General features: G+C 54.6%; 18 protein-coding genes and 3 pseudogenes. 15 read left to right on the top strand and 6 right to left on the bottom strand.

What is annotated here, in order from left to right; translation table 11 throughout:
* Positions 1-165 precede the first annotated feature (165 nt).
* The 5 genes from AC6I77_RS11800 (at position 166) to AC6I77_RS11780 (ending at position 7,420) form a co-directional block, all read left to right on the top strand.
* Positions 166-612, top strand: coding sequence for a GNAT family N-acetyltransferase (locus AC6I77_RS11800; protein WP_003852392.1), 447 nt, complete (start codon positions 166-168; stop codon positions 610-612).
* An 18-nt stretch (positions 613-630) separates the two neighbouring features.
* Positions 631-2,676, top strand: a complete 2,046-nt coding sequence (locus AC6I77_RS11795; RefSeq protein ID WP_008926919.1) for a hydantoinase/oxoprolinase family protein — start codon at positions 631-633, stop codon at positions 2,674-2,676.
* A gap of 1 nt (position 2,677) precedes the next feature.
* Positions 2,678-4,636: a hydantoinase B/oxoprolinase family protein gene (locus AC6I77_RS11790; RefSeq protein WP_110411295.1), complete on the top strand. Its 1,959-nt coding sequence runs from the start codon at positions 2,678-2,680 to the stop codon at positions 4,634-4,636.
* A gap of 61 nt (positions 4,637-4,697) precedes the next feature.
* The gene (locus tag AC6I77_RS11785; RefSeq protein WP_003852397.1) at positions 4,698-6,479 is read left to right on the top strand and encodes a thiamine pyrophosphate-requiring protein; all 1,782 of its coding nucleotides are present in this window, start codon (positions 4,698-4,700) and stop codon (positions 6,477-6,479) included.
* Between the two features lie 98 nt (positions 6,480-6,577).
* Entirely contained in the window at positions 6,578-7,420 is an 843-nt protein-coding gene (locus AC6I77_RS11780) for an oxidoreductase (RefSeq protein ID WP_105099029.1), read from the top strand.
* An 87-nt stretch (positions 7,421-7,507) separates the two neighbouring features.
* Here the strand turns inward: AC6I77_RS11780 and AC6I77_RS11775 are convergent, their stop codons facing one another.
* Entirely contained in the window at positions 7,508-7,735 is a 228-nt protein-coding gene (locus tag AC6I77_RS11775) for a hypothetical protein (protein WP_003852400.1), read from the bottom strand.
* Positions 7,722-8,288 (bottom strand): hypothetical protein, encoded by a 567-nt coding sequence (locus tag AC6I77_RS11770; protein WP_008926917.1) that lies wholly within the window; start codon positions 8,286-8,288, stop codon positions 7,722-7,724. The genes AC6I77_RS11775 and AC6I77_RS11770 overlap by 14 nt, the downstream gene beginning before the upstream one ends.
* 366 nt (positions 8,289-8,654) lie before the next feature.
* Between AC6I77_RS11770 and AC6I77_RS11765 the strand changes: the two genes are divergently transcribed.
* Genes AC6I77_RS11765 through biuH form a run of 3 tightly spaced genes read left to right on the top strand, consistent with a single transcriptional unit; the run spans position 8,655 to position 12,071 of the window.
* Positions 8,655-10,091 carry an amidase gene (locus tag AC6I77_RS11765; protein ID WP_497816950.1) on the top strand — a complete coding sequence of 479 codons (1,437 nt, stop codon included), beginning with the start codon at positions 8,655-8,657 and terminating at the stop codon, positions 10,089-10,091.
* A complete protein-coding gene (locus AC6I77_RS11760; RefSeq protein ID WP_497816949.1) occupies positions 10,088-11,404 on the top strand; it encodes a purine-cytosine permease family protein in 1,317 nt (438 codons plus the stop codon). Before AC6I77_RS11765 ends, AC6I77_RS11760 begins: the two co-directional genes overlap by 4 nt.
* A complete protein-coding gene (biuH, locus tag AC6I77_RS11755; protein WP_008926914.1) occupies positions 11,385-12,071 on the top strand; it encodes a biuret amidohydrolase in 687 nt (228 codons plus the stop codon). The genes AC6I77_RS11760 and biuH overlap by 20 nt, the downstream gene beginning before the upstream one ends.
* Positions 12,072-12,163: 92 nt before the next feature.
* Here the strand turns inward: biuH and AC6I77_RS11750 are convergent.
* Positions 12,164-12,346: pseudogene (locus AC6I77_RS11750) on the bottom strand (EAL domain-containing protein); the annotation flags it as partial.
* A 200-nt stretch (positions 12,347-12,546) separates the two neighbouring features.
* Between AC6I77_RS11750 and AC6I77_RS11745 the strand changes: the two are divergent.
* On the top strand, positions 12,547-13,638 hold the full coding sequence (locus AC6I77_RS11745) for a mechanosensitive ion channel family protein (protein WP_003852412.1): 1,092 nt from the start codon (positions 12,547-12,549) through the stop codon (positions 13,636-13,638).
* 55 nt (positions 13,639-13,693) lie between these two features.
* On the opposite strand, the pseudogene AC6I77_RS11740 reads toward AC6I77_RS11745, so the two are convergent.
* Positions 13,694-13,969: pseudogene (locus AC6I77_RS11740) on the bottom strand (BCCT family transporter); the annotation flags it as partial.
* On the opposite strand from AC6I77_RS11740, the pseudogene AC6I77_RS11735 reads away from it, so the two are divergent.
* From AC6I77_RS11735 to AC6I77_RS11720, 4 genes and pseudogenes are all read left to right on the top strand, one after another.
* A pseudogene (locus tag AC6I77_RS11735) lies at positions 13,968-14,389 on the top strand (STAS domain-containing protein); the annotation flags it as partial. The pseudogenes AC6I77_RS11740 and AC6I77_RS11735 overlap by 2 nt on opposite strands.
* 584 nt (positions 14,390-14,973) lie before the next feature.
* Entirely contained in the window at positions 14,974-16,890 is a 1,917-nt protein-coding gene (locus AC6I77_RS11730) for a methyl-accepting chemotaxis protein (protein WP_078805168.1), read from the top strand.
* 90 nt (positions 16,891-16,980) lie between these two features.
* Positions 16,981-17,184, top strand: a complete 204-nt coding sequence (locus tag AC6I77_RS11725; protein WP_003852422.1) for a hypothetical protein — start codon at positions 16,981-16,983, stop codon at positions 17,182-17,184.
* Between the two features lie 672 nt (positions 17,185-17,856).
* On the top strand, positions 17,857-19,395 hold the full coding sequence (locus AC6I77_RS11720) for a methyl-accepting chemotaxis protein (RefSeq protein WP_003852423.1): 1,539 nt from the start codon (positions 17,857-17,859) through the stop codon (positions 19,393-19,395).
* A gap of 151 nt (positions 19,396-19,546) precedes the next feature.
* Here the strand turns inward: AC6I77_RS11720 and AC6I77_RS11715 are convergent, their stop codons facing one another.
* Both AC6I77_RS11715 and AC6I77_RS11710 read right to left on the bottom strand, forming a co-directional pair.
* Positions 19,547-20,050 carry a P-loop nucleotide/nucleoside kinase family protein gene (locus AC6I77_RS11715; RefSeq protein WP_033762735.1) on the bottom strand — a complete coding sequence of 168 codons (504 nt, stop codon included), beginning with the start codon at positions 20,048-20,050 and terminating at the stop codon, positions 19,547-19,549.
* 135 nt (positions 20,051-20,185) lie between these two features.
* Positions 20,186-20,815, bottom strand: coding sequence for a Vat family streptogramin A O-acetyltransferase (locus tag AC6I77_RS11710; protein WP_003852426.1), 630 nt, complete (start codon positions 20,813-20,815; stop codon positions 20,186-20,188).
* Between the two features lie 675 nt (positions 20,816-21,490).
* On the opposite strand from AC6I77_RS11710, the gene AC6I77_RS11705 reads away from it, so the two are divergent.
* Together AC6I77_RS11705 and AC6I77_RS11700 are read left to right on the top strand one after the other, a co-directional pair.
* On the top strand, positions 21,491-22,204 hold the full coding sequence (locus AC6I77_RS11705) for a bacteriorhodopsin (RefSeq protein WP_003852428.1): 714 nt from the start codon (positions 21,491-21,493) through the stop codon (positions 22,202-22,204).
* Entirely contained in the window at positions 22,201-23,010 is an 810-nt protein-coding gene (locus tag AC6I77_RS11700) for a Brp/Blh family beta-carotene 15,15'-dioxygenase (protein WP_008926907.1), read from the top strand. Before AC6I77_RS11705 ends, AC6I77_RS11700 begins: the two co-directional genes overlap by 4 nt.
* The last annotated feature ends 134 nt before the right edge of the window (positions 23,011-23,144 follow it).

The raw sequence follows: 23,144 nt of genomic DNA, 5'->3' as shown, positions 1-23,144 counted from the left end.
TTATCCCGTTACCTCTATACCGCTTTAATCTGCCCAATCTTCCCTCAGCATAAAATTTTTTTCCGTTACAAAATTCAGTGGCTGCACCCGGTTTCAGGGCGCGCTACAGCCTCAACCGTCGTGCGAACCCTTTTAAAATGATTTCAACCGATACAAGGAGTTGCCATGGACTCATTACAGATTGCTGATCAGCAGTGGCAGCGCGATATGTTCACCATTTCTACCGATCGCCAGCGGCTGGACCTTGCCTGGATCCATATTCAGCTGGCGGAGAAGTCCTACTGGGCCAAAGGTCAGCCGCAGGCCAAAACCACGCGGGCGATTGCCGGTTCGCTGCCGTTTGGTCTTTATCACCAGCAGACTCAGATAGGTTTTGCCCGACTGATCACTGACTACACCCGTTTTGGCTGGCTGTGCGACGTGATCATTGATGAAAACTGGCGCGGTCACGGGCTGGGCAGCTGGCTGGCGACCTGCGTCCGTGAACATCCGGAGCTGCAAACGGTGCACCGCTGGATGCTTTCAACCCAGGATGCCCATCAGGTCTACCAGCGACTCGGCTGGCGTGTTGTGCAGCATCCCGAGACGCTGATGGAATTTCCGCTCTCATAACTCTGGAGTTAACCCGATATGCGATACCGCGTTGGCGTGGATATTGGTGGATCCTTTACTGATTTCGCCGTGCTGGACCAGCAAACGAACCAGATCCATACCCTCAAAGTCCTGTCACGCCCGGACAAACCTGGCAGCGAAATCGAGACCGGGCTGACGCAATTTCAGCAGCATCAGGGCATTGATCCCGCTGAAATTGGCTACTTTACCCACGGCACGACGGTAGGGATTAACGCGGTGATCCAGCGGCGCGGTGTGCGGCTGGCGCTGTTTGCTACCGAGGGCTTCTGCGATGTTCTGGAGCTGGCGCGGCTGAAAATTCCGCATATCCATGATCTTTTCTCCCGGCGTGCCGCACCGCTGATTACCCGCGACCGGGTATTTGCCATCCGCGAACGCATTGACGCCCACGGCAATGTGCTGCACGCGCCTGATCGTCAGAGCGTGCTGGACGCCATTGAGCAGGCACGCGCCGCAGGTTGTCAGGGTATTGTCGTGTCGCTGCTGCACAGCTATCGCAACCGGCATAATGAAGCAGCAGTAAAAGCGATTATTGAGGAAGTCGCGCCTGAGCTGCTGACCTCCTGTTCCGCTGACATCTGGCCGATTATTCGTGAATATGAACGCACCATCACCGCCACCATTAATGCCTACGTGCAGCCGATGGTCATTCACTACCTGGAATCCTTTGAGCAGGCGCTGAAACGGCTTGGCGTAAAGCCGCCGCCGCGTATCACCAAATCCAACGGTGGGGTAATGGGCGTCGGGCAGGCGAAACGCGAATGCGTCCAGATGGTGCTCTCCGGCACCGCCTCCGGGGTGATCGGGGCCAGCTATCTGGCCAGCGCCTGCGGTTTTGACAAAATCCTCAGCCTGGATATTGGCGGCACCAGCGCCGACGTAGCGGTGATCATTGATGGCAAAGTGGCGCAGGGCAACGGCGAAATCATCGGCGACTTCCCGATCTTTATTCCTTCTGTCGCCGTCACCTCAGTGGGGCAAGGCGGCGGCTCGCTGGCGTGGATTGACGGGCAGGGCGTATTGCAGATGGGACCAGACAGTGCCGGATCGCTGCCGGGTCCGGTCTGCTTCCAGCGCGGCGGCACACAGCCGACAGCCACCGATGCCTTTGCCGCCTGCGGCATGATGGGCCACGGCGCGCTGGGTTATAACGCCGTGACGGTGGATGTTGCCGCCGCCCGGGCGGCCTGGCAGCCCCTGGCCGATGCCCTCACTATTTCGGTCGAGGAAACCGCGGAAACCGCTATTCAACTGGCGATCTCCAGCATGTACAGCGACACCAGTGGCCTGCTGTCCCGCTTTGGCCTCGACCCACGTGAATTCTGGTTCCTCGCCTTTGGCGGAGCGGGCCCGATGATGGGCTGTTTTCTTGCCCGCGAACTGAACATGAAAGGGGTGATTGTTCCGCCTACGCCAGGCGTGCTCTCCGCATTAGGCGGACTGGTAGCGGACATCCGCAACGATTTTATCCGCACACTCTACGGCGACCTGACGCCTGCGCTGGCTGACACATTAGCCAGTGAAGCCGAAGCCTTGCAGCAGCGCGCCTGCAACTGGCTGACGCAGGAGCACGGCAGCGACATGCCCTATAGCCTGCAGTTCAGCGCGGATATGCGCTATCACGGACAGTCGTTTGAAATCGACGTGCCGCTGGAGGCGAGCTGGCTGACGCAGGCAGATTTCACTGCGCTGCATGACGCCTTTGATCGCCAGCATCAGCAGCTGTTTGGTCACAGTGACCCGCAGGCACCGGTGCAGTTGATTAACCTGCGGCTGGTGATCGCCTCACCCACGCCAAAACCGGTGATTAACCGGCTCGCAACGGCGACAGAACCGGTGCCAGTGCTGAAACAGACCGATGCATGGATCGACGGCGCATGGCATCAGGTGGATGTGGTGCTGCGAACCGTATTGCTTGCCGGCCATCAGTTACGGGGTCCGGTCATCATTGCGCAGAACGATTGCACCACCTGCGTGCCGCCCGGTATGGGCGTGACGGTCGATTCCTTTGGTAACCTGCTGATCACGGCGAACGAGGCATAACATGGCGATTGATGGACGTAACTTACAAATCCTGGCGAACTACTGCGCCGCTGCTGCTGATGCGATGGCCTTTACCCTGATGCGTACCGCGCACTCCACCTTTGTTAAAGAGACGGAGGATTTCTCCTGCCAGATTGTCAGCCGCACCGGACTGGCGTTTGCCTCGCCGCGCAGTTTTGGCGCACCCTGGTACAGCGGCATCGACTATGCGCCAGTACTGGCACTGATTGACGATTACGCCGACGGCGATATCTGCATTACTAATGACGCCTACGCCGGCAATGTGGCGACGCACTCGCCCGATATCCACATCTGGAAGCCGGTGTTTTACAAGGGCGAAATTGTCTGCTTCGTGGTGGGGCACATTCATAACACCGACGTCGGCGGCGCGGTGCCCGCCTCACTGTCGCGCTCGCTGACCGATATCGTGCAGGAGGGGATCCGCATCCCGCCACTGAAAATCATGCGGCAGGGGCAGCTCAATGAAGAGGTCGCCAGCATCATGCGGCTCAACGTGCGGGTGCCGGACCAGAACTGGGGTGATTTCAAAGCACAGCTGGCTTCAGTTAACGTCGGTGAGCGTAAAATCCACGACATTATCGCCCGTTTTGGTATCGACGATTTTTTACAGGGCATAGAAGGGATTCTCGATTACGCCGAAGCACAGGCCCGCAGCATTATCAGCACCATTCCCGATGGGGAGTATTTTTATGCCGACTACGCCGATGAAGATGGCGAGGGCGGTTATCCCTGCCGTATCGCCATTACACTGCGGGTGCAGGGCGATCAGCTGGAGCTGGACTACACCGGCAGCGACCCGCAGCTGGCCTCGTCACTGAACATGCCGACCGGCGGCCGTGAACGGCATCCGCTGGCGCTGGTGGGCGTCACTTATGTGCTCTCCACACTGGATCGTTCGCTGCTGCTGAACGCGGGAACACTGCGACCGACCCGGGCGATCCTGCCGCCGGGTACGGTGATGAATTGTGAAGCACCGGCGGCGGTGGGGATGCGCTCGCTGACCTGTGCACTGTCGCAGATTGCGACAATCGGCGTCTTCTCGCTGGCGATGCCGGACCGTCTTCCCGCCAATTCACCGGGCGGTAATTCAATCATGAACATCCGCACGCAGACGCATAACCGCAGCGTGGTTGCTTCTCTGGGTCCAGTGGGTGGTGGCGCGGGCGGTACGCCGCGTCATGACGGGCCTGACGGCTCTGGCGGGCTGTCTGCCTTCCTGAAAAACACGCCCATTGAGATCAACGAAGCGGAAGTCCCGATCCGTTTTCATCGTTACGGGCTGGCTCAGGACAGCGCCGGCCCAGGTCGCTATCGCGGCGGCTTAGCGACCGAAATGGCATTTGAGATTTTCTCGCCCAACACCACGATTACCGCGCGCAACCGTAACCGGTCGGTGTTTGCCTCGGCGGGCTTGGTGGGCGGGCAGAACGGGGCGCTCTCTTACTTCTGCACCCGGCGCAATGGCGAGGTTATCAATCACGGCAACACAGACGTAATCCACTGCCAGCCGGGTGACGTGGTCGAAGTGCGGGGCCCTGGCGCGGGCGGTTATGGCCTGCCGTCACAGCGCGAGACTGAGGCGGTCATGCAGGATGTGCGCTGTGGTTATCTCAGCGTCGCAGCAGCCCGGGCGCAGTATGGCGTAGTGATCGTTGATGACGGTGTGGATGAGTCAGCCACAGCGCGCCTTCGCGCCGCGATGCCGCAACGCGCTGCGCAGCATTTTGAGCACGGCGAGGCACGGAATCGCTTTGAAACGCTCTGGACCCCTCAGCGTTACCAGTTGCTGACCGCTTTTCTGGCAGGCGCACCGGTCAGCTGGCGTCATTTCCTGAAAACCCAGGTATTCCGGGCGGTAGCGGAGATAGGCGAAACGGCGGATATGAATCAAATATTCAGTGATTTGCATCAGCGATACCCGGCCATGGCGAACAATTAACGGAGAGTGCGCATCGTCGACTACGCTTTAAGTCTGCATGGACTATGAAGGCAACGCGACGATGAGCATGAAAACCAGTGATTTTTTTGTCCAGCGCCTGAAAGAGTGGGGCGTCACACGCATCTACGGCTATCCAGGTGACGGGATTAACGGCGTGCTGGGAGCTATCCAGCGCGCTAACGCTAAAGGTGACGGCATCGAATTTATTCAGGTGCGGCACGAGGAGATGGCGGCCTTTATGGCGGCCGGGCACGCGAAGTTTACTGGGGAGCTGGGCGTCTGTCTCTCAACTGGCGGGCCGGGCGCAACCCATCTGCTGACCGGGCTTTATGACGCCAAAATGGACCATGCGCCGGTGCTGGCGATTGCCGGACAGGCAGAAGCGACTGCGCGTGGAGCCAGTTATCAGCAGGAGATGAACCTGGACCGCATCTTCTCGGACGTCGCTAACTTCGTTCAGGAAGCTTCGACCCCGACACAGGTGCGCCATCTGCTGGATCGTGGCGTGCGCATTGCCAAAGCGCAAAACGGCGTGGCGGTGATCATCATCCCTAAAGATATTCAGGATGAAGAGTGGCAGCCGCCGCAGCATCTGCATGGCTTCACCCATTCCGGCAGCGGCTATCAGCGTCCCAAAGTTATCCCCTACGAAGCGGACCTGCAACGCGCTGCCGACGTGCTTAACGCCGGTAAAAAAGTGGCGATTCTCATCGGTGCGGGCGCACGCAACGCCGCCGTTGAGGTGGTGCAGGTTGCCAATGTGCTGGGTGCCGGAGTAGCAAAAGCGCTGCTGGGCAAAGATGTGCTGCCGGACGACGCGCCGTTTGTTACCGGCTCGATTGGCCTGCTCGGCACGAAACCTTCATCCGATTTAATGCAAAACTGCGACACCCTGCTGATGATTGGCAGCGGCTTCCCGTGGACGGAATTTCTGCCGGAAGAGGGCAAGGCGCGTGCGGTGCAGATAGACATCGATCCCGCCATGCTGGGCCTGCGCTATCCCAGCGAAGTGAACCTGCATGGCGATGCGGCAGAAACGCTGCGCGCGCTGCTGCCGCTGCTGGAGCATAAAGCGGATCGCAGCTGGCAGGAGGATATTGCGGTTCAGGTACGTGACTGGTGGACGCTGATGGAAGAGCGTGCCATGGCACCGGCTAATCCGGTCAATCCGCAGCGGGTAGTGTGGGAGATGTCACCTCAGTTACCGGACAACGCCATTGTCACCTCGGATTCCGGCTCCTGCGCCAACTGGTTTGCCCGCGACTATCGGGTGAAGCAGGGACAGCGCGCGTCACTCTCCGGCGGTCTGGCCTGTATGGGCGCGGCGGTGCCTTACGCGATTGCCGCGAAATTTGCTCACCCGGAAAAACCGGTGGTGGCGCTGGTGGGAGACGGTGCGATGCAGATGAACAACATGGCCGAGCTGATCACTATTCAGAAATACTGGCAGCAGTGGGCCGATCCGCGCCTGATTGTCTGCGTGTTCAACAATCAGGATCTGAATCAGGTCACCTGGGAGCAGCGCGTGATGGAGGGTAACCCTCGCTTCGACGCGTCACAACAGCTGCCGGATGTGAAGTACGCTGAGTTTGCGCAGTCGCTGGGAATGGTCGGTATTTTTGTCGACAACCCTGACGATCTGGCAGGTGCCTGGCAGCGTGCGCTCAGCGCCGATCGCCCGGTATTACTGGAGGTGAAAACCGATCCGGAAGTCGCGCCATTACCGCCACACATCACCTTCAAGCAGGCGAAAGCCTTTATGGCGTCGATGGTGAAGGGCGATCGCGGCGCAGCGCAAATCATCAGCGACACCGCCAGTCAGCTGTTTCATAAAAAGCATTAAGGGCTAAGTGGGGCGGTCGCGTCTCACTAACCTTTATTCCCGGATGCCCTCGCGTCCGGGTCTTAAACCCCTTCATCATTCTCAACGGGAGTCTTGTTATGACTGCTCATTCCAGCCCTGTCTGGTTAATCTCGGGATGTTCGACCGGTTTTGGTCGTGAACTGGCGCAGCAGACGATTGCGCGTGGCTTTAAGGTCGTCGTCACGGCACGTGACACCGCGTCCATTGCCGATCTGGTTGAAGGACACGACAACGCATTGGCGGTGGCGCTGGATGTGACGCAGCAGTCGAGCATCGACCAGGCCGTCAGTGCGGCCCTGGACACGTTCGGCACCATTGATGTGCTGGTAAACAACGCCGGTTACGGTTATCAGAGCTCAGTGGAAGAGGGTGTGGAAAGCGAAATCCGCGCGCAGTTTGATGCCAACGTCTTCGGTCTGTTTGCCCTGACCCGCGCCGTGCTGCCCGCAATGAGAAAGGCGCGTAGCGGCCACGTGATCAACATTACCTCAGTGGCAGGCTTAATCGGTTTTGCCAGCTCAGGCTACTACTCTGCCAGCAAACATGCGGTGGAAGGCTGGTCCGATTCGCTGGCGCTTGAAGCCGGTCCGCTGGGCATTCACGTGACCTGTGTTGAGCCAGGTCCGTTCCGCACCGACTGGGCCGGACGCTCACTGCATCAGACGCCGAGCACGCTGCCAGACTATGCGGAGACCGCCGCCGCGCGGATGAAAGCGACCTCCGAATACAGCGGCACTCAGAAGGGCGATCCGGCGCGGGCCGCCGCGGCGATGATTGCTATTACCGAGCATGAAAACCCGCCACGTCATCTGGTGATGGGTGCCTGGGGCCATGACGCCGTGACAGGTAAGCTCAAAGAGCGTCTGGCTGAGATAGACGCGTGGAAACAGACGTCGGTGGAGACGGATTTTCCGGAATAGAGGTGAATTGTGGGTGGCGGGAAGCCGCCTGCTGGTGAACCAGAAGCTATTAAAATACGAAAGGCCCGTTTATCGGGCCTTTGAGTGCTAATCGGGAATCTTTGCTTCCTGCATGTCGCGCGCATTCAGTTCTTTCAGCTTGCGGCGCAACAGGGCAGATGACGAACGTTTTCTCGCCTGAGCTAACTGAGCTTTAATGGCGGGCAGATCGGGCCGGGCCAGCCACTCTGCAATCAAAAGTGCCCTTAACTCTTTATATCGGGTTTCAACCGGAGCTAAAGGGGTTGTTTCATCGTGTGTATCATAAAACGACATAGCAAGCTCTCCCTGTAGTCACTACTTTATAAGCCTGGAAACAGTCCGGGATTAAAGGTTGCGGCGCTTTCTTCGGCAACCCTGTTCGGCGATTGTAGCGTAGTTCATTTTTTAACCCAAGCATGGCGTCGTAGATCTCTTCCAGCGGAGTCGGACGATTGCGTTCAACGATCTCGCCAGACGCAGGCTGGAAAACAAAACCGCCGATAGAGAAGCTTTCATGGTGTGCCATTAACGCAAGTACTACACTTTTTAAAACGACTGCACTACCTAATCCGGGAATGCTGATGTGGCGAAAATCGCTCATGCACTCCAGACCATCGCACACGTCAAAACAGACCTCAGCCAGCCCGTTAACAGGAAAGGAGATACCGGGTGGCATCCGATATCCGATGCGGGTAAAGGTCTGTTCATCTATCCGGTCGCCAACGATGACAGTGTAAGTTTCGCTGCCGCCAACAAAAACGTAGCTGTGATAAATCTGGCGGTCATAAATAAATCTTTTTCGTCTGATTTCGTAGTTTTCGAGATAAATATCTTCTTCAATACGCACTTCTCATCCCTGCCGTAACATATGAATCCCTGAAACTCGATTTTTCAGTTCCTGCTCAGCACCGTCAAACATCCATGGTAAAAGTGAGGTTATTCATTCCAGCATTTCAGCCGCTGTTGCGCATTAACAACACCGTTCTGTAAGCCAGCCCACAAACCATTCACCTGGCACGCACCCTTATTGCGCAGCCCTGCGCCATCACTGTGCTGAAAAAATAAACAGCGACCCGCTTCTGACACCATAAGAATTCGATCTTGTATCCCAGCCCGTATTCCACCTCGCATCCCTGACCCAGCCCCTTGAGTTCGCGGCTATCTGGCACGCTTCATGCACTAGCTCATGGGTACACTTTTGGCGAGGTAACCCATGTTTGACTCCTTTTTAGACGACGATGCCACCACGATGGCCGCTCTGATCCGCAACGGGGAAGTATCAGCCTGCGAACTGACCGCTGCGGCGCTGGCGAGGATGGAACAGCGTGAACCGACGGTGCAGGCCTTTTGCACCCCGACACCCGAGCTTGCGATGGCACAGGCTAAAGCCATAGATGACCGACGTGCGCAGGGAGAAACACTGGGCGCGCTGGCAGGCGTGCCGCTGGCGGTAAAAGATCTCATCTGCACCGCAAACGTCCGCACTACCTCCGGTTCAGCAGCATACAAAGAGTTCGTACCGGAAGATGACGACATCACGGTGGAACGGCTACTGGCCGCCGACGCCATTCTGCTGGGTAAAACCACCGCGCCGGAGTTCGGCTACAGCGGCGTCGGGCACAATCCGCTTTTTCCGTCGCCACGTAATCCCTGGAATCTGGCGATGACGCCGGGCGGTTCCAGCGCGGGTTCCGGGGCGGCGGTGGCGGCACGCCTTTGCCCGATTGCACTGGGCAGCGATGGCGGCGGGTCAGTGCGTATTCCGGCGGCGCACTGCGGCATTTTTGGCTTCAAGGCGTCGATGGGGCGGGTGCCGTTATGGCCCGGCTGTCGTGATGAACGCTATCCCGGCGTGTCGAGTTGGGAGTCGCTGGAGCATATCGGGCCGATGACGCGCAGCGTGCGCGATGCCGCCCTGATGATGTCACTGATGGCAGGACCGGATATGCGGGACCGCCACTCGATCCCCTGCAGCGACGTTGACTGGCTGGGTGCACCAGAACATCTGCCTGGCAAGTTGCATATCGCATTCAGCGCAGATTTTGGCTATGTGGCCGTTGACCCGGAAGTCCGCGCTGTTGTCAGCGCGGCGGTAAGGCGATTTGCTGCTGAAATCGGTGCGGAACTGGAGCTGGCCGATCCTGGCTTCCCGGATCCGTCAGCCGCTTTTGGCGCACTGGTGGCGATGGAAAGTGATCTCACCGGCATGCGCCAGATGATGGTGGAGCAGGGCAGCACGATGTCACCGCATCTGGTCGCTATGTTACAGCGCGACTGGCGGGCAGAGAACTTTACCGATGCCATCGCCACCCGCAAAGCGGTCAGCAATAGCCTGTGGCGCTTTATGCAGCGCTTTGATCTGTTGATCACGCCGACGCTGGCCGTGCCGCCGTTTCCGCTGGGAATGCAGGGACCGGAGATCATTGATAGTCGCATGGTTCGCAACGATCACTGGCTCTCATTCTGCTTCCCGTTCAACTTCACCGGCCAGCCCGCCGCGTCAGTGCCTGCCGGTTTCACCGCCAGCGGCCTGCCGGTCGGTATGCAGATTGTTGGTCGTCATCTTGATGATGCTTTAGTGCTGGCTGCCAGTGCCGCTTTCGAGCGCATTCAGCCGTGGAATCACCTTCAACCCGGAATCGCCCAATGAAAACGTCTGACACACCTGCGCTGGAGCAGGAATTTGAACATGAGCCGGTGCCGCTGACGCATCGTCATTCAACCCGCTCTGTTTCAGCGGTCTGGTTTGGATTCCCGATGATCCTCACCAATGCGCTGTTTGGCGGCATCATTACCTGGCATCTGGGCTTCTGGCCCGCGCTGATCGCCATTCTGCTGGGCAACCTGGTGCTGTTCGCCTATGTCGGCGCGCTGAGCTGGTACGCCGGTAACAGCGGGATGAACTTTGCTTTACAGGCCAGACGCACCTTTGGCAGCAAAGGCTACATCCTGGTCTCGGGTTTTCTCTCGACGGTGGTGATCGGCTGGTATGCCTTCCAGACCGGCCTTACCGGCACGGTGATTAATCAGACCTTCGGCTGGAATGCGCTGGCGGTGACGGCCTTTGCCATGATCCTCTACACCGGCATCACGTTCCTGGGCGTGCGGGCGCTGTCCGTGCTGGGGATGATCGCCGCGCCGCTGTTTGTGGTGCTCGGGATGGTGGCACTGTGGCTGATCAGCAAACAGCACGACTTCTCCGTGGTGACGCAGTGGAAAGGCAGCGCCAGCGCCGCCGGCGCAATGAGCATGGGCACCGCCGTCACCATGGTGGTGGCCGGTTTTGCCGACTCCGGCACCATGACCGCTGACTTTACCCGCTGGTCGAAGAATGGACGCTCAGCGGTCATCGCTGCCTTCTCCGCTTTTCCGGTTGCGAACGTCATCTCGTATCTGTTCGGCGTGGTAATTGTAGCCGTGGGCGCGACGGTGGATCCGCTGACCAATGGCGGTAACTTCCTGCCGATGCTGATGGGGCACAGTGCCATCCTGTCGGTGGTGGCCTGCCTGTTTGTCTTTATCAATCTGGGATCGGTCTGCACACACTGCCTCTACAACGGCGCAGTGGGTTTCAGTCATCTGTTCAGCAGCAAAATGCGTCTGTGGACGCTGATCCTCGGCGCCATTGGTGGCGCGCTGGCACTGGCGGGCGTCTGGTCTTACTTCCTGGCGTGGCTCAGCCTGCTTGGGATCGTGGTGCCACCATTTGGTGCTGTGATGATTGTGGATTTGATCTTTATGGCGCGCATCAGTGAGCAGCGTCCGGCTCAGCGATTCCGTGGTACAGCGTTTGCCGCCTGGGCAATAGGTAGCCTGTGTGCGGTGATCGCTCATGTGGCTTTCCCGCAGTTCGGTGAAGCAGTGATTGGTCTGGTGACCGCCGCCATCAGCTACAGCGTGATCAGCAAAATGCGCATGCCGCGCCCGGTAATGGAGAACAGCAATGCCCGATTACAGCGTTAATTCAACCCCTTACGCCTGGCCTTTTGACGGCAGTTTCACCCCGGCTGACACGGCGTTAATTGTGATTGATATGCAGACCGACTTCTGTGGCGTCGGCGGCTATGTCGATAGCATGGGCTATGACGTCAGCCTGACCCGCGCACCCATCGCCCCGTTGCAGCAGGTGCTGGCCGCGATGCGCGCCCGGCAGTTTCCGATTATTCATACCCGTGAAGGGCATCGGCCCGACCTCAGCGATTTGCCCGCCAATAAACGGTGGCGTTCGAGACGGATGAATGCCGGCATTGGCGATGTCGGACCGTGCGGCCGCATTCTGGTGCGCGGCGAGCCAGGCTGGGAGATTATTCCGGAGCTGGCCCCGTTGCCGGATGAGGTCGTGATTGATAAGCCAGGTAAGGGGTCATTTTACGCCACCGATCTGGAGCTGATACTGCGCAGTCGTGGCATACGTAATCTGATTCTCACCGGTATAACCACCGATGTCTGCGTTCATACCACGCTACGTGAAGCCAACGATCGCGGTTTCGAGTGTCTGGTGTTATCTGATTGCTGTGCCGCAACGGAGCGGCGTCATCATGAGGCGGCGCTGAGTATGATCCATATGCAGGGCGGCATCTTTGGCGCGGTTGCCACCTCTGCCGCACTGCTGGACAGCCTGGGCAGTTAGTCTTTCTGGCGGATAACCTGAGCGTACAACTCCGCTCAGGCTATCCCGTCAGGCGATGATACCTGCCTGACTGTCTGGCGCAGCTCTCTTCATCAGCGTTTCAGGTCGGGCACCGCCTGACTGAACAGATCGCTCTGAAGCTGATTACAGCCTGCATCCGCCAGTGCAGACATCTGCCCCTGTGTTTTCACGCCTTCTGCTGTGACCACCAGGCCCAAAGGCTGAACCAGCTTCATCACCGATTCAATACTTGCTACTGAATTTTCCGCTACGCCGGGCGGGATAGTCCGACCGCTCGCTTGGGCCATTGAGGTAAATCTGCCGCATCACCGCGCATTTCCTGCCAACTTCGCTGCAATGGTTCATACTCATGGGCGCTAAATGTGTTACGAACGGATAGCCGTGCAGACAACGGTTACTGAGTTTGTCACTTCGCTGACAGCCTGAGGTTGCCAGCTGACTATAAGGGAAAATAATGCCATTGTTATTCGGTGAGTTATCTGGTTTCCCGTCATGGGTGCCTGTTGTATTACTCGTCTCGCTTTCGTTTATCGTGGGCTTCCTGGCCCGGCTTATCCTGCTGGCCTTTATCCGCTACTGGCAGAGTCGCGACAGAAAGCTGTTCAAATCCCTTGAGAAGCACCTTAGCGGGTCCATGTTCTTTTTCGTACCGCTATTAATGATCAATGTCGGGATTAACTACATTAACTTTCACCCTGAGTCGCTTGAGTTAATCACTAACATCATCAACGTCTTTATTATTATGTCATTCTGTTCGGTCCTGATACGGCTGACCAATGTGGCGCAGGATATGCTCTATATCCGCTATGACATTAATATTTCGAATAATCTTCGTGCACGAAAAATTCGTACGCAGATTATCTATGTCAAAAAAGTGGTTATTGTCATCCTGGTACTGTTCTGCATTTCACTGATACTGCTGAGCTTTCCTGGCGTCCGTAAATTCGGCACCACTATTCTGGCCGGTGCAGGTGTTGCCGGTATCATTATTGGTTTCGCCTTACAGAAGTCGCTGGTTAATCTGTTTGCCGGTATTCAGATCGCCTTTACCCAGCCTATCAAAATTGATGACGCGGTGGTGGTGGAAAAAGAGTGGGGCTGGATTGAGGAGATCAACCTGACCTATGTGGTGGTGCGCATCTGGGATTTGCGCCGTCTGGTGCTGCCAATTACTTACTTCACTGAGAATCCGTTTCAGAACTGGACGCGTAATAATGCCCAGATTTTAGGATCGGTATTTCTCTACGTGGATTACTCCATGCCGCTGGAGCCGCTGCGCAGGCAGTTTGAAAAAGTCCTGAGTGAAACCAAACTCTGGGATGGGGAAACGTCTGTACTTCAGGTGACGGATACCACCGAAAAAACCATGACCATCAGGATGCTGATGACTGCCCAGAACTCGCCAATCGCTTTTGATCTGCGCTGTTACGTCAGGGAAAAGATGATTGAGTTTATTCAGCAGAATTACCCGGAAAGCCTGCCACAGGTGAGGGCGTCACTGACGGATAGCGGGGGTGAAAAGTCAGCAAGGGAAATAGCTGAATAGCGGGTTTTGAGGTGCGGAACGGCGTTTACTGTTGCAAACAGGCGTCAACGCGTAAAGCCTTAAACAGGCCATACCGACAGGGGGGCTTGTCGGTGCCGCCCGATGCCAGCGTATCGACTACCCTGGCGCCTGAGTCCGCAGAGGTGACAAAGAGCACGGCCACCATCGCCATGGCAATAAAGGAGAGCAGCGAGCTGAAGGGGAAGTGCTCAGGGAAGTTGAACAGTGCCAGCGTCTGATCGCTCACGATCCTCTGCGGCAGGTCAGTGGCACCCTGCTGCACAATCAGCCAGATTGCGCTGTTGCCGAAAAAAGTCATCCAGCGCAGCGTAGCGACCGTTGCCGTGGTGGTGGCCACCCACAATCTGGCGTTTGGGTACTGACCGGCGTGCTGATTGCGTCGCTGAACTTTGCCACCAAAGTGGCCTGCTTTATGGCGGTCTCCTCGGTGCTGAAGGGCGAGACACGCACCTATACCGTAACCGGGCAGGTCTTCTTTGCCTCGGCTGACCGGTTTATCCATCACTTCGATTTCCACGAGGCGCTGGATCGCGTGGTCATCGACGTGTCGCTCGCCCATTTCTGGGACATCACGTCGGTCAGCGTGCTGAACCGCATCGTGATTAAGTTCCGCCGCAAAGGTGCCGACGTGGACGTCAGAGGCATGAACGGGGCGATCCGCACTCTCGTTGACCGCTTTGGTGTGCATGACAAACCCGAAGAAGTTGAAAAGCTGATGGGCAGCCGCTAAACCGGATGTGCCGCTAGCCCTGATGCACGTGCTGTAAAAAAGATCCTCCCGCAGGTTCCGGACTGAATGAAAAAGCAGGCCTGTTAATGATTTTTCATTTGCATAATCGGCTGCTTACAAAATTCAGTAACGCGTTGACCTCGTATTCTTATTCTGGAAAACAAGAAGGCTGAAATGCCCTTTTTCCCCTGTCCTTCCGGTAATACCTTTCCAGGTAAAAACACAAAGCTTAATAAAACCTTAAGATCTGAAGGCTATTTCTCTCTATTTATTCAGTTAACATGCTATTCCGTATCATGTCTTTTAATTTGTACAATAAAATCAGAAGCCTGCGGAATAGGTTATCGCTTTTTTTCAGCAGAGCCTTTCAGGTTAGAGCCTGAATGATAACCTGGTGAATTATCAGGGTCTTAATTTGCACGGCCAGATACAAATATTAAGGGAGGTGATCTGCATCAATAAATATCATTATTTAAGGGCGGGTGATGAAAGTGGCTCTAATAAATATCGTCGCTATGCCGATATGTAACGTAACCCTGAGGAAATGTCAGTCTCAGGTACTTTTCAACACCAGGATTATTAAAATGAATATTATAAAAAAAGTGTCAAAATTCAATATAGGCAGGAAGCTTACTCTGGGGTTTTTGCTGGTTATACTGGCGTCACTGGCTATATCAGTCCTTGCTGCCCTCTGTTTTTTAAAAATCCAGGATAACTCGGAAAAGCGCGACGTCACGGTACAAATGGTTGATGCACTGGCGAAAGCGAGGCTGAACCGCACGCTATTTCAGTACACCCGCGACACTAAATTCATCGAACTCAACGGTGAGGCGATGAATCAGTTGTCTGCTTTGTACAAAAATCTTGAGAAATATTCCTGGTCAACAGGCGGTCGTGAAAAGCTTTCTGCGCTCAATACTGCTCTGGCTCAGTATCAGGAAAAGCGTCAGCACTTTCTCGCAAGCAACCACAGTGCAGCCCTTTCTCTGAATGATATTCAGGCTCTCGGACTGACGTCAGTGGCGGAAAAACTGGCTGCCCGACAGGCTTATGTCCCGGCAGACCTTACTGCACCCCTGCTGGCTCTCAGCCTCAAAACTGAACAGGCTGCATTTTATGTTCAGGCGTTCATGCATGGGCCAGATGCTTCCACACTGAATAAGTTTAACGAAATCAAAGACGGTTTTTCACCACTCGTCAGTCAGCTTAGTGGTCTCGCTGACACCTCACTCGGTGCGCTTCTGGCCGATGTGGCGCAAAAAACCACCTCAGGCACCACGCTGTTAAATAATTATCTCCAGTCAGTGCAGGTCGAAAAACGCGCCTCAGATGAAATGACCGCAGCTGCGGGAAAACTGAATCAGTCAATCACTGACCTCGCGTTCTTTCAGTCTGAACAGGCTCAGAAATACATGCATACCGCACTGTGGCAGATTGGTTTTGCCACCCTTGTCTGTATCACTCTCAGTCTCCTGATTGCCTGGAGAATGACCCGCAGCATCACCGTTCCGCTGAGAGAGACGCTTTCTTCGGCACAGCGTATCGCTGAAGGTGACCTGACCGCCGAAATAACCAGTTCCCGTACTGATGAGCTTGGCGAACTGATGACTGCCATGGGCGCCATGAACCTGAGCCTGCGCAACATCATCTCCCGGGTCCGGGATGGGGTGAATAACGTCGCCCGCGCCTCGTCTGAGATTGCAGCAGGAAATACCGACCTCTCATCGCGCACAGAACAGCAGTCGGCTGCCGTGGTTGAGACGGCTGCCAGCATGGAGGAATTAACCTCCACCGTTAAGTTGAATGCGGAGAACGCCCATCACGCCAGTCAGCTGGCCACGGAGGCGTCGCACAATGCCAGCTGCGGCGGGGAAATCATCAGTGAGGTGATAACCACAATGGGCGGAATAAGTCAGAGCTCAGGCAAAATCGGCGAAATCATCACCGTTATTAACGGTATCGCTTTCCAGACGAATATTCTGGCGTTGAATGCGGCAGTAGAGGCCGCGCGCGCAGGTGAGCAGGGCCGGGGCTTTGCCGTTGTGGCAGGCGAAGTGCGCAATCTTGCACAGCGCAGTTCACTGGCCGCAAAAGAGATAGAAGTGCTGATTCGGGAATCACTGGACAGAGTGAGTAACGGTACTGAGCTGGTAAACCGCGCCGGCGTGACAATGGAGGGTATCGTCAGGTCCGTGACGCAGGTAAGGGACATCATGGGTGAAATTGCCGCTGCATCAGACGAACAGAATCGCGGCATTACCCAGATTGCACAGGCCATGACGGAAATGGATAGTACAACCCAGCAAAACGCTGCGCTGGTTGAGGAGTCTTCTGCTGCGGCCAGCAGTCTCGAAGAACAGGCGCTTGAGCTTGAAAAAACCGTTGCCGTTTTCCGTGTGCCGTCTTCTGGGGCGTTTACACCCAGGGCGCAGACCACCAGGCGCAACGTACAACCCTCAGTATCCCTGATGGCGTCGAAAGCAAACTGGGAAACCTTCTGATCATCGTTGTCCTGCATTCTGAGGGGCCGCCCGACGTCGTTTCTGGCATCCGGTGGTCTCCTTTCGGGTTTATGTCATCGGAGGTGGTAAATGTGTGACGATAACGCCGTTAATGCACTGCATGTTCACATTGGTAAGGCGGTGGAGGCTCTTTTTTATGATGGCGAGCCAGTCACCCGTGCAAAAGTCATTGCCCAACTATGTCTGTTGTTAGATGAAGAACCTGACTGCATCCTGCAAAACGAAATAGCAGGCGCAGTCAGCCTGCTCACTTACCCGTTCGCCACAAAATGAGAGTGAACGGGTTGCTACAATCCCTGGCGACAGAATTTTGCGTGCGATGAGAGGTTGATCTGAAGAGGACGTGGTTAACCTCCGCACTGCATTAATGATCGGGCGCACCCGATTTACTGTAGCAACAAACATTCAGATTTATTCCTGTGATCCTCAATCTTCCTGGCAACGAGGCTCGTTCAGACGAGCATAGGGAAAGGGTACGGCTGACCCGGTGGCTGAACGCATTACCGGCTGTAAGCTGTATCAGTCCGGATAAGCAAGCCTGTGAAATCGCTGAAAGATATCAGTAAGTATTTTGATGTATTCAGCGGGTCCGAGGCTGATGCAGCCCATTTTTCACAGTAATTTTATTAATTCAGACAGCCGCTTAAGGGACAGGTTATAACCTGCACGTGATTTTTAGCTTTTTTCCACTCTATGGTGTCCGGCAGTGATATGCCAGCGTTTCTCGCTTTTTCCTCTCATGGTGTCGCGTCATGTACGGGCGTCGCCGGTCGTGCCGCGTCGCCGGATTATCCGGAAAAGGTCAATTATCGTAATGAGTGCAAACTTCGATATCTCTCAAAAAACATAACAATAACTGCTTAGTTTCACCGTCTGACCATAAAGTGTGTTTTAGGATAGCCGATAAAAGAAAGGTATCTTGACATCTCCCTCGGGTAACCTCTCATGACAATTTTAAAGAAACTTACGCTGGTCTTTACCTTTACACTTCTGGCGCTGCTTTTTTTGGGCATTATCAGTATCCGCTCTCTGGGCGGCGCACAGGATCGGTTCGAGTATGTGGCGACCAACTCTCTGCCCAGCATTAACAAAATCAGTGAAATCTCTCAGCTTCGTGAAGAAGCAAGACGGCAGATACTGATGGGTCTTCTGGTTACCGATAAAGCGATATTTGAAAAGCATATGGTCACCGCAAAGGAATATCTGACCAAAACGCGCGAGGCAATGGATTATTATAAATCTCACCTGATTACAGACGATAACGACGGCCAGTTGATAAGCCAGACTATTCAGGATTTCGGCGTCTATCTCGAGAAAGTGAATAAGATGGTGGGCGTTTATCAGACCGGCGGCATTGATGCGGCCAGGGCTATGGTTTCCGATCAGGGAGAGACAGCGGCGGCATCGGTTGTGGTAAGCCAGAATCTGAAGGACATCCTGGCTTATAACTATCAGGTTGCCAACAAATTTGCAGCGGAAAATCATGCCGAGTATCTGCATACGTTATGGCTTCTGAGCAGCATTATTGCAGCCGCGGTGTTAATGACAGCCCTTTCTTCGTACTCTGTCCTGAGCTATATCAGAAAAGGCCTGCAGAATTTACAGAGCACCATGAAAACCATCGAGGAAACCCTGGACCTGACTCTTCGGGTAAATCTCAATAAAAAAGATGAACTGGGCGCAACGGCTGGCAGTTTTAATGCCCTTGTGACTAAGTTTCGGGAGGTTCTTTCAGGCGTCCGGGATGCCAGCAAAGAGGTGGATACGGCGTCAGAGGAAATCGCTCACAGCAATGATGATCTGTCATCACGCTCAGAGTCTCAGGCTTCTTCACTTGAGCAAACCGCAGCCAGTATGAACGAGCTGTCGGCCACCGTGAAACACAATATGGATAACGCGACAGAGGCGAATAACTTCATCGGTAAAGTGCAATCCATCGTCAACCATAGCAACCGTGAGCTGAATGATTTAACAAGTGCCATCAACGATATCTCTGTCTCTTCAAATAAGGTTTCAGAAATTATCTCCATTATTGATGGCATTGCGTTTCAGACCAACATTCTGGCGCTTAACGCTGCAGTGGAAGCCGCCCGTGCCGGGGAGCAGGGCAAGGGGTTTGCCGTGGTCGCCGGCGAGGTCCGCTCATTGTCACAGCGTTCTTCTGTAGCAGCCCAGGATATCCGGGGTCTGATTGAAGAAGCAATCCAGAATGTGGATAAAGGCGTGGTATACGCAGCGAATGTGACGTCGCGAATGAATGAAGCTCTGAGTGTTGTTGATGAAACGACGCAATTGATTAATCAGGTCAATACTTCCTCTAAAGAGCAGAGTTATGGGATCGACCAGGTGAACATTGCGGTCACGCAGATGGAAAGCAATCTGCAGCAGAATGCCGCAATGGTAGAGCAGATGTCTGCCGCTGCGGGCTCACTGAGTCAGCAGGCGGGCAGGCTGCTGACAGAGGTCAGCTCATTTAAGCTCTGAGCCAATCCGGATTCAGCCAGCGTTTATTACCGCACAGGCTGAGAACATAGCGTGACTGGCCCTGTTTTACCGGTTTCAATCCCGTGTAGGGCAGGGTGCAGCCTGAGGGTCAAAAAAATTTATTGCCGTCAAGGATGCGGGCTAAATGCGCTCAGAACGGAAGGCTCGCTTTGAGAATTATATCGACGCACGCAGCGGGCGATAATTTTGCGGTATCCAGCTGCAGATGATCCCTTCTCCAGGGTTCATAATCACGATCCATGACGGCCTGCCAGTCAGGCACTTTTAAGCCAGGAATTTCTGAGATTCTGTTCTCTACACGAGCCCGATGCTGTTCCGGATCCGAACAAAGGATTTCGATTTCCAGAAAGGGAACACCTGATGATAGTGCGATATCACGAAAACTATCTCGCACCAGATTAAGATCATTTACTGAGTCAGTGACAACGGGTAGTCCCAGTCTGAGATTCTCCCGCGCAAGCGCATAGAGGATGAAATAGCCTTCAGGGCCAATCTCTCTGAACGCTGCTGATTCATTACGCAGTACCTGTTCGATCGTATCGACGCGTAAATACACCGCTTTTAATTTTTCAGATAACATTTTAGCGACCGTGCTTTTTCCACAACCGGGAAGGCCACTGAATATGTACAGCATAACGACTCCTGTTTAAATCCGCGCTCCAGCGTTGAATGCTGACATGTTTGCAGAGCATGCTGCGCGCGATTATCCATACACATTACGAATGCGCATCACCCTTTGCCCGCAGCGAACGTGGGTGATTCTGCATAGCTATTTATCTGGCAAGGCTTCAACATTAGCAGAGCGGATTGCCGGGAGGTTTTGGGTAATCTTTTCCACAGGCCAGTCCCACCAGGCCAGCTTCTCGAGTATGGATATGGTCTCATCGTTAAAACGCTGCCTGATAACCCTGGCTGGATTACCCCCCACAATCGAATATGCCGGGACATCCGACGTGACGACAGAACGTAACGAAATGATCGCGCCGTTACCGATTTTAATGCCTGGCATAATCAGCGCCTGATAACCAATCCATACGTCATTGCCAATCACTGTATCGCCTTTATCAGGCAGGTCACTGGCGTGAGGCTGGCTTGCTTCCCATCCGTTTCCGAAGATGTAGAACGGATAAGTGGAGAACCCCGTCATGCTGTGGTTAGCCCCATTCATAATGAACTGAACGCCTTTCGCTATAGCGCAAAATTTTCCAATAATGAGTTTGTCGCCAATAAACGGGAAGTGATAAAGGACATTGCGCTCGAAGTTTTCTGCGCCTTCAGGGTCATCATAATACGTAAAATCACCGATGATGATGTTGGGGTTTTTCACCCTGTTTTTAATAAAACAAACTTGTGGGAAGCCTTCCATTGGATGGGGATTGGCCGGATCCGGTCCGTACATATTCTCTCCTTTACGTGCGGCTTTAGGTCGTTCCAGTGTACACCCTAATGCCCGTTGTCCTTTTCACAGACACAATGTAACCATGATGAGGGATAGATTCTGTCTGTGAAAAACTTCCGTTTCCTGATGTGCTGCTTATTAGAGTCTGGATAAATAATACGCAAAATTTTCATTCTCTGTTCATCCCTTTATTATCAATCATAGAGAATCAGAAACGATTTTATTAATGCCGTTTCGCCAATGTGAAGCGTCACACGACGCCGTTTTCATAACGGCTGGTTTCAGATTTACCACTCAAAAATAAAATTTTTGCATTTTTGTCAGTTTATGCAGGGGCAAAGAGTTCTGATTTTCAGAATATTATATTTCAATTAAATCAAAGAGTTATGCGTGTAAGAATCCTGGCTATATGGAAGGTTTGGTAGGAAAGCGAAACGCTGAGAAACATAACTTTACATTGGTTTTTTTATGTGACGCTCAGAAGGCCAGTAAAAGACGTTAATTTAATCAGATTGCTTAAAATTAACAGTGTAAATTTCGCTCGCCGGGCAAATTATCTATATCGCCATATACTGACAGCATATTCGTTGAACGAATATAACCGTCTTTTATTAACGCTAATTCATAGCGGCAGGGCTGGCACCATACCGGCGTTTTAGCACAGGAGAGAGTAAAATGGATCAAACCGCATTTATGATTGGGTTTTCGGTCATGGCCATTGCGTCACTGATTATTTACGTGACCGGTGATAAGAAATATCCCTTTGGTCACCATACACTCGTGCACGCGTCAGTGCCGTTTATTGCCGCCACAGCCTATCTGGCCATGGCGTTTGGGTTTGGCAATCTCACGCTGGACAGTGGCACGATAGTGTACCTGGCGCGTTACGCTGACTGGTCCATCACCACGCCTCTCTTACTGGCCGGGTTGGTCATGCTGGCTTTCCATGAACAGGGTAAACCAGGAGAAATGGGCGGCTTTCTGACTGCCATCATTGTGCTGGATGTGATGATGATTATCACCGGCCTGGTCTCTTCCCTGGCGGAAAATCCTGTCGCGAAATGGGTGTGGTATTCATGGTCGTGTGCGGCATTTCTGGGCGTTGTTTATCTGCTCTGGGGGCCACTGCGCGCACTGGCCGCGACGCGAGGCAACGCGCTGGCAGGTGCCTACAACAAGAATGTAGCCTTGCTGACCCTCGTGTGGTTTATCTATCCGATCGTTTTTCTGGTCGGTCCGGAAGGTCTCAGTGTCATCACTGATGCGACATCTGTTCAGGCATTCCTGATTCTGGATATTATCGCTAAAGTTTTCTACGCCTTCTACGCTGCGGCTAATATGAAAAAAGCGCTCTCTCATACTACGCCTGTTGGTGCTGTGAGGAGATGACAGCCCAGGTGCGGTTCGGCTGGGCAGGACTCTGGGGGGCAGCGCTCGCTGCCTCTTTCAGCCCCCCTGCGGGGCAAGTGCTGTTTGCGACCCTGGCCATTGGCGTTATCGGCATGGCACACGGTGCCAGCGATCTTGACGTCGTTAAACGCGAGCGTCAGTTCCCGTTTCTTGCCGCCTATGGACTGGTCATCTTGATCTGTCTGTTCTGGTGGCACGGTGCTCCGGCGCTGGCGTTGCCCGTTTTTCTTCTGGCATCTGCCCTGCATTTTGCGCTTGAAGACGCCCCTGATGGACGCAGCCCCGAACGTCTGGCGCGGGGGATAAGTATGATAGCGGCCCCAGCGACACTGCATCTGCAGGCATTTAGCGCAATTCTGCATGAGGCGGCACCAGGATTTTCAATGCCGGACGCTCTTGCTGTGGGCATTGCCATTACAGGGGGACTCTGTGCGTCAGGGCTTATTTTTGCGGGTTTCGTTCGTCAGGACAGGCGTCTTCTGACGGGTACACTGGCGTTGTTACTGCTTCCACCTTTCGTCGGTTTTTCAATGGGATTCTTAATTTTACATGCGCTGCCGCAAACCCGACAGCGGCGCGATCAGCTGAAGTGCACCAGCTATCTCCGCTACCTGCAAGCCACCTGGCCGGTACTGACGGCGGCCCTTCTGCTGGCTGCGGGAACCATTGTGGTGATGCATCCTGTGGACAACGCGGGAATTCAGCCATTGTTTGCTGTACTGGCCGCACTGGCAATCCCGCATATGCTCATTACGCCCTGGTTTGAATCACGGCATCCGGCGTGAAACCGTCCCGCTAATAGGGTAGACGCCCCTACATTCACCACTCCTTCACTCCCCCGTCACCGTTCTGTCATCTGATCCCTTCAGGCTAACACCATCCCGCAGCGTCCTATTACTGCGTTCCCACTCTGTAACCC

It is taken from the genome of Pantoea sp. X-Soil-ISGK-259 (genome assembly GCF_059730705.1).
The sequence above is the reverse complement of the archived record's forward strand: the minus strand, read 5'-3'. Positions and strand labels throughout refer to the sequence as shown.